We start from the raw sequence: 13,435 nt of genomic DNA, 5'->3' as shown, positions 1-13,435 counted from the left end.
GCCGCAACTCCCCGATCGAGCCGGAACTGACGGTCGGGCGCGCCCCTTGCTTGGACGGCGGATGGGCCGTCATCCGGCAAGGAGATCCGATGCGCTACACCCTCGGTTGCAGCCTGTCCTACAACATCCTCTCGGACACCACCTTCATCTTCAATCTGGAGGTGGCGAAGCTGAAGAGCGTCGAGATCCTGAGCGAGAGCCTGGTCCTGACGCCGAACCTCAAGCGCGATCTCTACACGACCCCCGATCTCCAGAACCGCTATCTCGCGGTCAACGTCCCGACCGGCCAGTTCGCGCTGGAGTACAATGCCGAGGTCGACCTGACCGTGCACAGGGCCGACCCGGCGACCGTCAACGAGACGCCCATCGCGCAGCTGCCGCTCGACATCCTGCCGTTCCTGCTGCCGAGCCGGTTCGTCTCCTCGGACAGGCTGACGCCGTTCGCGCTGGCCGAGTTCGGGGCTTTGCCCAAGGGCCACGCGCGCGTGAACCAGATCTGCAACTGGATCCACGATCACATCGCCTACCAGCCGGGCTCCAGCGACGGCGAGACGACAGCCCACGAGTCGCTCCTGAAGCGCGCGGGCGTCTGCCGCGACTTCGCGCATATCGGCGCCGCCTTCTGCCGGGCGCTCGGCATCCCGGCGCGGTTCGTGAGCTGCTACGCCCACGGCCTCGTCCCGAGCGACTTCCACGCGGTGTTCGAGGCCTATCTCGACGGCCGCTGGTGGCTGTTCGACGCCACCCGGCAGGCCGACCTCGACGGGCTGGTGCGGATCGGCGTCGGACGCGACGCCGCGGAGATCGCCTTCTCGACGCCGTTCGGCAACATGCAGCCGGTCAATCAGCAGGTGCGGATCCAGCGGGCGGACGGATCGGGGAGCCCGATGCCGCGCACGGTGGATGCCATCTCGACCGAGATCCCGGCGCCGCACGCGGGAGCGGCCTGAGCACGGAATCGGCCGGGATCACGGCATCCTGTGATCGCGTGATCCCGGCCGCGCGGCGGCGGGGCGGGTGCCGGTGCAGGCCACCCGATTCCGGCCTCCGTCGGCGGAGAGCGGCGCTTCGGCCGAGAAGAGCGGCAGGCGGGCTCCGTCCGATCAGGCCCGAGACGCCGCCACGGACGCGCGCCGGCACCGCCGTTCCGCGCAATTGAGGACAGCTCGGCGCGCAAGCAGAGTGGTGCGCCGGGCCCGCCGCGGCGGCGGCGCGACATGTCGTTCCGCCCGTCGGTCGGCGTATTGCCGACGCGGGTCCCGCGCAGGGATAGTGATACAGCGACTTTCCGGGTGCCGGATTGCCGCGTCCCGCCCGGATCGCGGCCGGGAGATCGTCGGCTTGCCCGAAGACAAGTTGCGTCGCGCAGGAACGCCTCGGTAGCGGCGCGCCATTGTCCTTCATCTTGTCGTCGCCGCCGAAATGGCCGCAAGCGTGGCTGTGGCGGGGTCGCAACACCGTAAAACGATCCCCGCTCCGCCCCGAGACCTGCCCGTAAACGCCGCGATCCCGCCATAGTCCGGGCCCACCTCAACATCCGCGGTAAACGGCAAATTCGACAACGGTTTACCGTTCGGAAACGAGGACTTCCCGAGCACGCGGACGGATCTCCCGGCGCCTCGCGAACGGCGACGCGCCGCGGTTCAACGCACCCTCGGGGTCGGCTGCGAAGGCTTGGTCTGAAGTCATGGTGACGCGTTTGAACGACAAGTCGAAGCTGCCGAGCCGCCACGTCACGGAGGGGCCCGACCGCGCCCCGCACCGCTCCTACCTCTACGCCATGGGCCTGACCCGCGAGCAGATCCACCAGCCGCTGGTCGGTGTCGCCTCGTGCTGGAACGAGGCCGCGCCCTGCAACATCTCGCTGATGCGCCAGGCACAGGCGGTGAAGAAGGGCGTCGCCGCCGCCAACGGGACGCCGCGCGAGTTCTGCACGATCACGGTCACCGACGGCATCGCCATGGGCCATGGCGGCATGCGGGCGTCGCTGCCGTCGCGCGAGGTCATCGCCGACTCGGTCGAGCTGACCATGCGCGGCCACGCCTACGACGCCCTCGTCGGCCTCGCGGGCTGCGACAAGTCGCTGCCCGGCATGATGATGGCGATGGTTCGGCTGAACGTGCCCTCGATCTTCATCTACGGCGGCTCGATCCTGCCCGGCTCGTTCCGCGGCAAGCCGGTCACCGTCCAGGACCTGTTCGAGGCGGTCGGCAAGGTCGCCGTCGGCGACATGAGCCTCGAGGATCTCGACGAGCTGGAGCAGGTCGCCTGCCCGTCGGCCGGCGCCTGCGGCGCGCAGTTCACCGCCAACACCATGGCGACCGTCTCCGAGGCGATCGGCCTGGCGCTGCCGTACTCGGCCGGCGCCCCGGCCCCCTACGAGATCCGCGACAAGTTCTGCGCCACCGCCGGCGAGAAGGTGATGGAGCTCCTGGAGAAGCGCATCCGCCCGCGCGACATCGTCACCCGCAAGGCGCTGGAGAACGCCGCCACGGTGGTGGCGGCCTCGGGCGGCTCCACCAACGCGGCGCTGCACTTGCCGGCGATCGCGCACGAGTGCGGCATCGAGTTCACGCTGTTCGACGTGGCCGAGATCTTCCGGCGCACGCCCTACATCGCCGACCTGAAGCCCGGCGGGCGCTACGTCGCCAAGGACATGTTCGAGGTCGGCGGCATCCCCCTGCTGATGAAGACGCTCCTCGATCACGGCTTCATGCACGGCGACTGCCTGACGGTCACCGGCCGCACCATCGCGGAGAACATGGACCGGGTGACCTGGAATCCGGACCAGGACGTGGTCTACCCGGCCAACAAGCCGATCACCCCGACCGGCGGCGTCGTCGGCCTGAAGGGCAACCTCGCCCCCGAGGGCGCGATCGTGAAGGTCGCCGGCATCCCGGCCGAGAAGCAGGTTTTCACCGGCCCGGCCCGCGTGTTCGACGGCGAGGAGGCCTGCTTCGCGGCGGTCCAGGCCCGCAGCTACAAGGAAGGTGAGGTTCTGGTCATCCGCTACGAGGGCCCGCGCGGCGGCCCCGGCATGCGCGAGATGCTCTCGACCACCGCGGCCCTCTACGGTCAGGGCATGGGCGACAAGGTCGCGCTGATCACCGACGGGCGCTTCTCCGGCGCGACCCGGGGCTTCTGCGTCGGCCATGTCGGACCCGAGGCCGCCGTCGGCGGCCCGATCGGGCTGCTGCGCGACGGCGACGTGATCACCCTCGACGCGATCCAGGGCACGCTCAGCGTCGCCCTGTCGGACGCGGAGCTGGCCGAGCGGCGCAAGGCCTGGACCGCGCGGCCGAACACCGCGACCTCCGGCTACCTCTGGAAATACGCGCAGGGCGTCGGCCCGGCCCTGTACGGCGCCGTCACCCATCCGGGAGGTGCCAAGGAGACGCAGAGCTATGCGGACGTCTAGGACTGACCTCAGCCGGCGCAGGAAGCCGGCCGGGGCCGATCCCGGTCGGTTCCGGTCCGCTGGCGGGCTCGCGGTCGCGGCGTGGGCGCTAGCCCTGCTCGCGCTGCCGGCCGCGCCCTCGCGCGCCCTCGACGCCAATGTCCGCACGCCCGTCCAGGTCCCGGTCGCCGACAAAGGCTACCGCTCGGCCAAGGACGCCCTGCGCGCCGGCATGCGCGAGTACAATGCCGGCGACAAGCAGGGCGCCGCGCGCGCCCTCGAGTACGCGGCCGGCCAGGGCCACGCCCTGGCGCTGTGGAAGCTCGGCCGGATGTACGCCGACGGCGACGGCGTCCCGCACGACGACCTGAAGGCGTTCGAGTTCTTCTCGCGGATCGCCGATGCCAGCACCGACGACGGGCCCGATCCGCAGAACTCGGCGGTCCTGGGCAGCGCCTTCACGGCTCTGGGCACCTACTTCCTGGAGGGGATCAAGGGCACCTACGTGCGCCCGAATCCCGAGCGCGCCTACGACATGTTCAACTACGCGGCGTCCTATTACGGGGACCCCAACGCGCAGTACAATCTCGCCCGGCTCTACCTCGACGGCACCGGCGTCGAGGCCGACCCGCGGCAGGCCGCGCGCTGGTTCAACCTCGCCGCCGAGAAGGGCCACCACCCGGCGCAGGCGCTGCTCGGCGACATGCTGGTCAACGGCCTGGGCGGAATCCCGATCCAGCGCGTCCGGGGCCTGATGTGGCTCTCCCTCGCCCGGGAAGGCGCCGAGAGCCGCAAGGACGACTGGATCGTCGCGCTCTACGAGAAGAACTGGGCGGCCGCCAGCGAGGACGACCGCGCCGAGGCGCAGACGCAGCTGCAGACCGTGGGCTCGATCCGCAAGCGGCGCTGAAGGCCCGCCTGCGGATCGTCGCGCGGCCTCAGCCCTTCCTGGCGTCCAGGGCGGCCTGGAAGGACGGCCGCGCCAGCGTCGCGTCGATATAGGCCGCGAGTTTCGGCCAGCGATCCGCGTCGACCCGCGCCTTCGCCAGATGGAAGTTGTAGAATCCCGTCGCGATGGCGATGTCGGCGACGCTGAAGGCCTCGCCGACCAGATACGGGCCCGCGATCTCGCTCTCCAGATAGTCGAAGAGCGGCGGCAGATCTGTCTCCAGCGCCGCGGTGACCGCGGCCTCGTCGGTCGGCCGCTTCATCATGTTGGGCTTCAGGATGCGCTCGACGAACGGCACGATCAGCTTGGCGAACAGCTCCGTGTCGCCGAACTTGTCGAACCAGACGGCGCGACCGAGACCTTTCGCGTCGGCCGGGACGAGAGCCGGCGTCGGGTATTTGCGCTCCAGATACCAGAAGATCGCCGAAGAATCGGCGAGGCGGAACCCGTCATCCTCGAGGGCCGGGATCTTCCCGAGCGGGCTCGACGCCTGAAAATCCGCGTCGGGCGCGTGGAACATCACCGGCCTGTGCTCGTAGGCAACGCCCTTCTCGGCGAGGGAGACCAGGACCTTGCGGACGTAGGGCGAGTAGCCGGTACCGTAGACGATCAAGCGGGGCTCCATACCTGTCGGGGGCGGCGTCGAAAGAGGCGCCGGCCCGCTAACATAGGGCAGGATTTCAGTCCGCCGCCAGTTCGGCCGTGACCGGCACGTGGTCCGACGGCTTGTCGAGCCCGCGCAGGTGCTTCTGGACCGAGGCCGAGACCAGGCGGTCGCCGGCCTGGGGCGAGAGCAGCAGGTGGTCGATGCGGATGCCGGCATTCCGCTGCCAGCACCCCGCCTGATAGTCCCAGAAGGTGTAGAGCCCGTCGCGCGGGTCGCAGGCGCGCAGGGCGTCGGTGTAGCCCTCGGCGAGGATCGCCCGGAAGGCCGCCCGGGTCGCCCCGAGGAACAGGGCGTCCGAGCGCCACGCCTCCGGATCGGCCGCGTCGGCCGCCTCCGGGATGACGTTGTAGTCGCCCGCCAGGACCACCGCGATCTCGTCAGCCAGCAACGCGCGGGCGTGGAGCCGCAGCCGCTCCATGAAGGCGAGCTTGTACGGGTATTTCGGGCTGTCCACCGGGTTGCCGTTCGGCAGGTAGATCGACGCCACGCGCACCGGGCGTGTGTCCGCGCCGGAGATCAGCGCCTCGATGTAGCGGGCCTGCTCGTCGTCCGCGTCGCCCGGCAGCCCGCGCCGGATCTCCGACATGGCGAGCGGCGCGCGGACCAGCAGTGCCACGCCGTTATAGGCCTTCTGGCCCAGCGTCTCGACCGCGTAGCCCGCCGCCTCGATGTCGGCGCGCGGGAAGGACTCGTCCTGGCACTTGAGCTCCTGCAGGCAGACCACGTCGGGCCGCGCCTCCTCCAGGAAGCCGAGCAGGTGCGGGAGCCGCTGCTTGATCGAGTTGACGTTCCAGGTGGTGATCCGCATCGCCTCGCTTCCGGTCGCCGCCCGGCCGTCATCCGCGCTTCGCGTCGCGCTGACAAGGCCATCCCGGCGCAAGGACGGGGAAGTAGGGTCGGCGGATGAACTGGTTCGAGCCGGTATCGGCTTACTGCGAGCGGGGCGGGCCGGACTTCTGGGCCGAGCCCGCGAACGCGCTGTCGAACGCGGCCTTCCTGCTGGCCGCCGCCGCCGCGGCGCGCCGCGCCGCCGTGGCGGATCCGCCGGACCGGACCTGCCTCGGGCTGGCGGCCCTGATCGCCGCGGTGGGCGTCGGCTCGTTCCTGTTCCACACCCTGGCGGTCTACTGGGCGATGCTCGCGGACGTCGTCCCGATCGCGCTGTTCATCTACGCCTACCTCGCCCTGGCCCTCTCGCGGTTCCTGCGCTTGGCGCCGGTCCGGGTCGCGGCGGCGACCGGGGGCTTCGCCCTCCTCGGCTTCGCGCTCACGCCCCTGCTCGACGGGCTGACCGGCCTCGATGTCGGGCATCTCACCAACGGCTCGGTCGACTACCTGCCCGCCCTCCTGGCGCTGTTCGGCGTCGCCTGGGCGGCGGCGCGCCGGCCGGAGGAGCGCTTCGTCGGGACCGGGCGGCGGCTCGCCGGCACCGGCCTGCTCTTCCTGGCCTCGCTCGCCGCGCGGACCGGCGACCGCGCCGCCTGCGCGCTGCTGCCGACCGGCACGCACCCGCTCTGGCACGTGTTGAACGCCGCCGTCCTCTACGCCCTCGTAGCGACGGCGATCCGCCACCGGGAGACGGCCGGGTGAGACGCGCCGCGGTCCAGGGCCAATTCCTTGCGGGCCGGGCGGAATTCTTGCAGAAGTGCGCCGCATCGGGCGCCCGGCATATCGCGGTCGTCCGGGCACGGAAGGGGTCATGACAGTGAGCTTTCGCCTCGGGATCGCCGGACTCGGGACCGTCGGTGCGTCCGTGGTCCGGATGGTCGAGCGCCGCCGCGCCGCCTTCGCGGCGGCGGGCCTCGATATCCGCGTCACCGCGGTCTCCTCGCGCGACCGCGGCCGGGACCGCGGCCTCGACCTGTCCGACATCGCGTGGTTCGACGATCCGGTGGCGCTCGCCCGGTCGGAAACCGTCGACTGCGTGGTCGAGCTGATCGGCGGCGCCGAGGGACCGGCCAAGGCGGTGGTCGAGGCGGCGCTCGCGGCGGGCAGGCCGGTGGTGACCGCCAACAAGGCGCTTCTGGCCCGCCACGGGGCCGCCCTGGCCGCGCAGGCCGAGGTGAAGGGCGTGGCACTCGCCTTCGAGGCGGCGGTGGCCGGCGGCATCCCGGTGATCAAGACCCTCCGCGAGGGCCTGCCGGGCAACGCGGTCTCCCGCGTCTACGGGATCCTCAACGGCACCTGCAACTACATCCTCAGCCGCATGGAGCGGGAAGGGCTGACCTTCGAGGCGTGCCTGAAGGACGCGCAGGCGCTGGGCTACGCCGAGGCGGACCCGACCTTCGACGTCGAGGGGTTCGACACCGCGCACAAGCTCGCCATCCTGACGAGCCTCGCCTTCGGGACCGCGGTCGACGCGGACGGCGTGTCGGTGGAGGGCATCTCCCGGGTGCAGCCCCTCGATCTGCGCATGGCGGACGAGCTCGGCTACCGGATCAAGCTGCTCGGCGTCGCGCAGGCGACCGAGGCCGGCATCGAGCAGCGGGTCCACCCGACCATGGTGCCGAAATCCTCGGCGATCGCGCAAGTCATGGGTGTGACGAACGCTGTGACGATCGACGCGGACGCGGTGGGCGAGCTCACGCTGATCGGGCCCGGCGCCGGCGGCGAGGCCACGGCCTCCGCGGTGGTGGCCGACATCGCCGACGTGGCGCGCGGCGTGATCCGCCCGATTTTCGGCATCCCCGCCGCGGCGATGCGCGCCAGCGAGCGCGTGGAGATGCAGCGTCACGAGGGCGGCTACTACATCCGCCTCACCGTCCATGACCGCCCGGGCGTCGCGGCCGGCGTCGCGCAGCGAATGGCCGAACGATCCATCTCCCTGGAGAGCATCCTGCAGCGGCGCGTCGAGGGGCCGGAGGCCGATCCGCGCGGCCGCTCGGGCCGGCCCGTGCCGCTGGTGCTGATCACCTACGCGGCGACCGAGGGCAACATCCGCGACGCGCTCGATGCCATCGGCGCCGACGGGCTGCTGGCGGAGCCGCCGCAGCTGATCCGGATCGAGCGTGAATAACAGTGCATACGGTAGCGTGACGCCCCACCGCTTGATGCAGGATAGTGGGCCTTAGCGAACCGGCGTATACGCTGCGCGGCCGTCATCCGACGGTATCCATCCGGGATCCGACCCCAAGATCGGACCCGGCCAGAGGCAGGAAACCATGGCTGAGGCCCCCAAGTCGGCATCGCGCGGCGTCCCGCGCACGCTCGCCCTCGAACTGGCCCGCGTGACGGAGCGCGCCGCCATCGCCGCCGCCCGATTGCGCGGGCAGGGCGACGAGAAGGCGGCCGACCAGGCGGCGGTCGACGCGATGCGCGACGAACTCAACGCCCTGCCGATCCGCGGCACCGTGGTGATCGGGGAGGGGGAGCGCGATCAGGCGCCGATGCTGTTCATCGGCGAGCAGCTCGGTCTCGGTGAAGGGCCCGAGGTCGACATCGCGGTCGATCCGCTCGAGGGGACGACCCTCTGCGCCAAGGACATGCCCGGCGCCATCGCCGTGATGGCGATGGCCGAGCGCGGCTCGCTCCTCGCCGCGCCCGACGTCTACATGCAGAAGATCGCCATCGGGCCCGGCTACCCGCCCGGTCTCGTCGATCTCGACGCCAGCCCGACCGACAACATCGTGGCGCTGGCCCGGGCGAAGGGCGTCGACCCGAAGCAGATCACCGCGCTGATCCTCGACCGGCCGCGCCACGCGGCGCTCGTGGCCGAGGTGCGGGCGGCCGGCGCGGCGGTGCGCCTGATCTCGGACGGCGACATCGCCGGGATCATCTTCACGGCGAGTCCCGAGGAGACCGGCATCGACCTGTATCTCGGGACCGGCGCGGCGCCGGAGGGCGTGCTGGCGGCCGCCGCGATGCGCTGCATCGGCGGCCAGATGCAGGGACGCCTGATCCTCGACACCCCGGACCGGCGCCGCCGGGCCGCCGAGATGGGCATCGAGAACGTGGACCGGAAGTACGACCTGACCGACCTCGCGAGCGGCGACGTCATCGTGGCCGCCACCGGCATCACCGACGGGGCACTGCTGCGCGGCGTGCGCTTCCGTCCGGACAGGATCCAGACCGAGACCCTGGTGTACCGGTCCGAGGCCGGGACGGTGCGGCGGATCCTCGGGGAGCACCGGCGCGGGCTGACCTGAGCCGTCAGGCCGCCGGTCCTCGACCGGCGGCGCTCGGTTCTCGGGCTCGGCCCGGCCTCAGTTCAGCACCACCACCTTCGTGCCGACGTTGACGCGGCTGAACAGGTCGATCGCGTCCTGATTGATCATCCGGATGCACCCCGACGACACGCTCTTGCCGATCGAGAAGGGCTCCAGCGTCCCGTGGATGCGGAACAGCGTGTCCTTGTTGCCCTGCCAGAGGTACATGGCCCGGGCGCCGAGCGGATTGCGCAGGCCGCCGGCGACGCCGAGGCCGCTCTGCAGCTTGTCGACCTCGCTGGCGAGCTTCGGGCTGCGGGCGATCATCTCCTTCGGCGGGTACCAGTCCGGCCACGCCTGCTTCGAGTTCACCGTCGCGGTGCCCGACCACGAGAAGCCCTGCTTGCCGACGCCGACGCCGTAGCGCCGGGCCCGGCCGTTCGCCTCGACCAGCGTGAGCTGGTGGGCCCGCGGGTCGACGATGATGGTCCCGGGCTCGTAGGGACCGTGATAGGCGATCTCCTGCCGGAGGAACGCGGGGTTCATCTTCTTGTAATTGAACGCCTGGACCGGGAACACGTCGTCCGCGATCGGGCCGTAGACCTTGGCGTAGTCGATCGGCTCGTTGTCCGGCGCGCGGAGGACGGCCTTGGCCTTGGCGGCCTCCAGGGGCGACAGGCCCTCGGCCGGAGCCGCGCTGCCCGGGCGGGCCGGAACCGTCGGATCGTCCGTCTCCAGGGCAGTCGCCGGCGGCGGCGGTGCGATCGGGGCCTGTGCGGCGGGGCGCGGCGGGGCGGGGCGCACGAAGTCGGTGCGGCCGGTATAGGGCAGATAGCGGCCGCCGCGACGGACGTAGAGCGCGCCGTTCTGGTCCTGGTAGAGCTGGCCGTCGTCGCCGAACCCGTCGATCCCGGACTCGCCCACCGGGCCGCGGCCCTGGGCATGCGCGGTTGAGGCGAGGGCGAGGACCGTGAAGCCGGCCAGGAGAAGGCGACGGAGCGGGGCGGACATGGTTCGAATTCCTCGGGAGGCGTCGCCGGGGCTTGCCGCGACGCGCAAGCGAGCGGGCCGGCACGAAGTCGCGGCACAGCTCATCCCGGGGCTTAGCAAAGGTCGCGCTTTACCGCCAAGTTGCCGACCTCGATGACGGGCAACTTACAGGGTCTTCGGGGTCGTTTCTCCGCGCCTGTGTTGCCCTCGTGCAGCAACGAACTCGACCGCGCTGCTCACCGAACCGTGAGGGTTTCGGACTCCGCCCGTTTCGTCGGCAGACCTGCCTCGCCGAGCGGCAGCGACTCGGTGGCGCGCGGCCTGGCCGCGGCATGACCGGTGGCGAGCGATCCCGGCATCGGGTGCCGGGTGCGATATGGCACGCTTGCTGCATTGCCCACGCAGCCGCGCCTGCTGCGGCCGCGGAGCAACGGCGCTCCAAACAGCGGACGGTGTGAGTCCGGATCCCCGGCATGAGCGACCGCGTGACGGTTCGCCCACTTACGACGAGCACCAGCTATGGCCAGCTTCAAAACGGTGATGAAGTCGGGTCACCCCCCGACGCTGTTCGCGGCATTCCTCTACTTCGATTTCTGCTTCGCCATCTGGGTTTTGAACGGAGCCATGGGCCCGTTCATCACCGAGACCTTCAAGCTCTCGCCGGCCCAGACCGGCTTCATGATCTCGCTGCCGATCCTCGCCGGAGCGCTGATGCGCTTCCCGCTCGGCGTCCTGGCCCAGTATATCGGCCGCAAGAACGCCGCGATCACCGAGATGAGCGTGATCATGCTGGCGATGGCCTACGGCTACCTGTTCGTCTCCTCCTACAACGACGTGCTCGCCATGGGCGTCCTGCTCGGCATCGCCGGCGCCTCCTTCGGCGTCGCCCTGTCCCTCGGCTCGGGCTGGTTCCCGCCGGAGCACAAGGGTCTGGCGATGGGCATCGCGGGCGCCGGCAATTCCGGCACCGTGCTGGCCGTGCTGTTCGCCCCGCCGCTGGCCCAGGCCTACGGCTGGCAGACCACCTACGCCTTCGCGGGCATCGTCATGCTGCTGCCCCTGGCGATCATGATCGTGCTCGCCAAGGAGCCGCCGGATTGCGAGCACCAGTCCTTCAAGGAGCACGTCTCCTGCCTGTTCACGAAGGACGGCTGGGCGTTCTCGCTGATCTACGTCATCACCTTCGGCGGCTTCATTGGACTGTCGAACTTCCTGCCGACCTTCTTCTACGAGCAGTTCGCGGTGACGAAGGTCGAGGCCGGGCGCCTGACCATGCTGGCGGCCTTCATGGGATCGGGTATCCGGATCGTCGGCGGCTACTTCGCCGACCGGATGGGCGGCATCGCGGTCCTGTCGGTGGTGCTGCTCGCGGCGATCGCGACCCTGCTGTCGCTGACCGCGACGCCGTCCCTGGCGCTGACGACGCTCCTGTTCATGCTGTGCTTCGCCGCGCTCGGCGCCGGCAACGGCGCGCTGTTCCAGCTGGTGCCGCTGCGCTGGCCGACCAACACGGCCGTGGCCGGCTCGATGATCGGCGAGATCGGGGCGCTGGGCGGCGCGATCCTGCCGAACGTCATGGGCCTGTCCAAGCAGTATACCGGCTCGTTCTCGCTGGGCTTCGTCGGCTACGCCGTCTTCACGGCGATCGTTCTCGGCTGCCTCGCCCTGTGGCAGCGCAAGTGGGTCGGGACCTGGGTCGGGCCGCGCGGCAAGGCGCTCGGTACCGCGACCGAGGCCGAGCCGGGACAGCTCCGGCCCGCGACGGCCTGACCGGCGCCGGGCCGCCATCCCGCGACGGCGGACGCGAGCGGGGGCCCTGGCGGCCCCCGTTTTCGGTTGCACTGCAAAAGACAAATTCGCGTGCCGGATGCAGGTCGGCGGTTGCCTTCCGCCTCGTGACGCGTTTGAATAATGCATTACGAGAGAGCGCCCGGCCGCGATGCCGAGGCGCCCGGCGCCCGCGAGCGGCGGCGCCCCATGGGAGGAACGGTCGATGTCGAAGCGCTTCAGCGCCACGAACGGCGTGCTCGGCCTGCTGTGCGTGATGTACTTCATCACCTACCTGGACCGGGTGAACATCGCCACGGCCGGCGCGGAGATCATGCGCGATTTCGGCATGTCGAAGACCGATTTCGGTCTGATCCTGTCGGCCTTCGCCTACCCCTACGCCATCTTCCAGGTCATCGGCGGATCGGTCGGCGACAAGTTCGGCGCCCGGCGCACGCTGCTCGCCTGCGGGGTGATCTGGGCCGCGGCGACCATCCTGACCGGCATGGTCGGCGGGCTCGTCAGCCTGTTCCTAGCGCGCGTCCTGCTCGGCTTCGGTGAGGGCGCGACCTTCCCGACCGCCACCCGCGCGATGCAGAACTGGACGGCGCCCGGCCGGCGCGGCTTCGCGCAGGGCATCACCCACGCCTTCGCGCGGCTCGGCAACGCGGTGGCGCCGCCGATCGTCGCCTTCCTGATCTACCATTTCGGCTGGCGGACCAGCTTCGTGATCCTCGGCGCGGTGAGCTTCGTCTGGGTCGCGATCTGGTGGCTGTACTTCCGCGACGACCCGTCCGAGCATCCGGCGATCACCGCGGCGGAGCTCGAGACGCTGCCGCCGCCCCGGAAGGTCGGCGCGAAGCAGAGCGTGCCGTGGGGCGCCCTGACCCGCCGCATGCTGCCGGTCTCGATCACGTATTTCTGCTACGGCTGGACCCTGTGGCTGTTCCTCGGCTGGCTCCCGAGCTTTTTCAAGGAGAACTACAGCCTCGACCTGAAGAACTCGGCCCTGTTCGCCTCGGGCGTGTTCTTCGCCGGCGTCGTCGGCGACACGGTCGGCGGCCTGCTCAGCGACTCGATCCTGCACCGCACCGGCAACGTGAAGCTCGCCCGGCTGTCGGTGATCGTGATCGGCTTCCTCGGCGCCGCCGCCAGCCTCGCCGGCGTGTTCATGACGCGGGACCTGACCCTCGTGGCGCTGCTCCTGTCCTCCGGCTTCTTCTTCGCCGAGCTGGTGATCGGACCGATCTGGTCCGTGCCGATGGACATCGCACCGAAATACGCCGGCACCGCCAGCGGGCTGATGAACACCGGCTCGGCCGTGGCGGCGATCGTGTCGCCGATCGTCTTCGGCGTCATCGTCGACATGACCGGGAGCTGGACGCTGCCCTTCGTCGGCTCGATCGGCCTGTGCCTGCTCGGCGCCGTGCTGGCCTTCACCATGCACCCCGAGCGGGAGTTCGTGGATCCCGCCACGCCGTCGGTCGGCCCCGCGGCCGCCGTGCCGGCCGGGGAGTAGC

Annotated in this window: 11 protein-coding genes; 8 read left to right on the top strand and 3 right to left on the bottom strand. The window is 70.6% G+C overall.

From position 1 onward, the window contains the following. The first annotated feature begins 89 nt into the window (after positions 1-89). From ACLBXO_RS01405 to ACLBXO_RS01395, 3 genes are all read left to right on the top strand, one after another. Positions 90-950: a transglutaminase-like domain-containing protein gene (locus ACLBXO_RS01405; protein WP_447684250.1), complete on the top strand. Its 861-nt coding sequence runs from the start codon at positions 90-92 to the stop codon at positions 948-950. A 737-nt stretch (positions 951-1,687) separates the two neighbouring features. Further along, entirely contained in the window at positions 1,688-3,418 is a 1,731-nt protein-coding gene (gene ilvD / locus ACLBXO_RS01400; protein WP_447684249.1) for a dihydroxy-acid dehydratase, read from the top strand. Beyond that, positions 3,405-4,307 carry a tetratricopeptide repeat protein gene (locus ACLBXO_RS01395; protein WP_447684248.1) on the top strand — a complete coding sequence of 301 codons (903 nt, stop codon included), beginning with the start codon at positions 3,405-3,407 and terminating at the stop codon, positions 4,305-4,307. Before ilvD ends, ACLBXO_RS01395 begins: the two co-directional genes overlap by 14 nt. 28 nt (positions 4,308-4,335) lie before the next feature. On the opposite strand, the gene ACLBXO_RS01390 is transcribed toward ACLBXO_RS01395, so the two are convergent. Next, positions 4,336-4,959, bottom strand: coding sequence for a glutathione S-transferase family protein (locus tag ACLBXO_RS01390; protein ID WP_331317827.1), 624 nt, complete (start codon positions 4,957-4,959; stop codon positions 4,336-4,338). Between the two features lie 67 nt (positions 4,960-5,026). Further along, entirely contained in the window at positions 5,027-5,821 is a 795-nt protein-coding gene (xth, locus tag ACLBXO_RS01385) for an exodeoxyribonuclease III (protein ID WP_447684247.1), read from the bottom strand. 95 nt (positions 5,822-5,916) lie between these two features. Between xth and ACLBXO_RS01380 the strand changes: the two genes are divergently transcribed. From ACLBXO_RS01380 to glpX, 3 genes are all read left to right on the top strand, one after another. Continuing rightward, complete coding sequence (locus tag ACLBXO_RS01380; protein WP_447684246.1) at positions 5,917-6,603, top strand: ceramidase domain-containing protein; 687 nt, start codon at positions 5,917-5,919, stop codon at positions 6,601-6,603. A gap of 109 nt (positions 6,604-6,712) precedes the next feature. Beyond that, entirely contained in the window at positions 6,713-8,029 is a 1,317-nt protein-coding gene (locus tag ACLBXO_RS01375; RefSeq protein WP_447684245.1) for a homoserine dehydrogenase, read from the top strand. Between the two features lie 145 nt (positions 8,030-8,174). Then, on the top strand, positions 8,175-9,158 hold the full coding sequence (gene glpX, locus ACLBXO_RS01370) for a class II fructose-bisphosphatase (RefSeq protein WP_331317833.1): 984 nt from the start codon (positions 8,175-8,177) through the stop codon (positions 9,156-9,158). A gap of 57 nt (positions 9,159-9,215) precedes the next feature. Here glpX and ACLBXO_RS01365 read toward each other — a convergent pair whose 3' ends face one another. Beyond that, entirely contained in the window at positions 9,216-10,169 is a 954-nt protein-coding gene (locus ACLBXO_RS01365; RefSeq protein ID WP_447684244.1) for a L,D-transpeptidase, read from the bottom strand. 498 nt (positions 10,170-10,667) lie between these two features. On the opposite strand from ACLBXO_RS01365, the gene ACLBXO_RS01360 reads away from it, so the two are divergent. Then, complete coding sequence (locus ACLBXO_RS01360; protein WP_331317837.1) at positions 10,668-11,918, top strand: nitrate/nitrite transporter; 1,251 nt, start codon at positions 10,668-10,670, stop codon at positions 11,916-11,918. A 223-nt stretch (positions 11,919-12,141) separates the two neighbouring features. Beyond that, positions 12,142-13,434: an MFS transporter gene (locus tag ACLBXO_RS01355; RefSeq protein ID WP_331317839.1), complete on the top strand. Its 1,293-nt coding sequence runs from the start codon at positions 12,142-12,144 to the stop codon at positions 13,432-13,434. Position 13,435 lies beyond the last annotated feature (1 nt).

The organism is Methylobacterium sp. C33D (assembly GCF_053345825.1).
The sequence above is the reverse complement of the archived record's forward strand: the minus strand, read 5'-3'. Positions and strand labels throughout refer to the sequence as shown.

Coding starts and splice junctions, on each gene's coding strand:
- ACLBXO_RS01405 (WP_447684250.1), top strand. CDS start 90: ATGCGCTACACCCTCGGTTGCAGCCTGTCCTACAACATCCTCTCGGAC.
- ilvD (WP_447684249.1), top strand. CDS start 1,688: ATGGTGACGCGTTTGAACGACAAGTCGAAGCTGCCGAGCCGCCACGTC.
- ACLBXO_RS01395 (WP_447684248.1), top strand. CDS start 3,405: ATGCGGACGTCTAGGACTGACCTCAGCCGGCGCAGGAAGCCGGCCGGG.
- xth (WP_447684247.1), bottom strand. CDS start 5,821: ATGCGGATCACCACCTGGAACGTCAACTCGATCAAGCAGCGGCTCCCG.
- ACLBXO_RS01380 (WP_447684246.1), top strand. CDS start 5,917: ATGAACTGGTTCGAGCCGGTATCGGCTTACTGCGAGCGGGGCGGGCCG.
- ACLBXO_RS01375 (WP_447684245.1), top strand. CDS start 6,713: ATGACAGTGAGCTTTCGCCTCGGGATCGCCGGACTCGGGACCGTCGGT.
- glpX (WP_331317833.1), top strand. CDS start 8,175: ATGGCTGAGGCCCCCAAGTCGGCATCGCGCGGCGTCCCGCGCACGCTC.
- ACLBXO_RS01365 (WP_447684244.1), bottom strand. CDS start 10,169: ATGTCCGCCCCGCTCCGTCGCCTTCTCCTGGCCGGCTTCACGGTCCTC.
- ACLBXO_RS01360 (WP_331317837.1), top strand. CDS start 10,668: ATGGCCAGCTTCAAAACGGTGATGAAGTCGGGTCACCCCCCGACGCTG.
- ACLBXO_RS01355 (WP_331317839.1), top strand. CDS start 12,142: ATGTCGAAGCGCTTCAGCGCCACGAACGGCGTGCTCGGCCTGCTGTGC.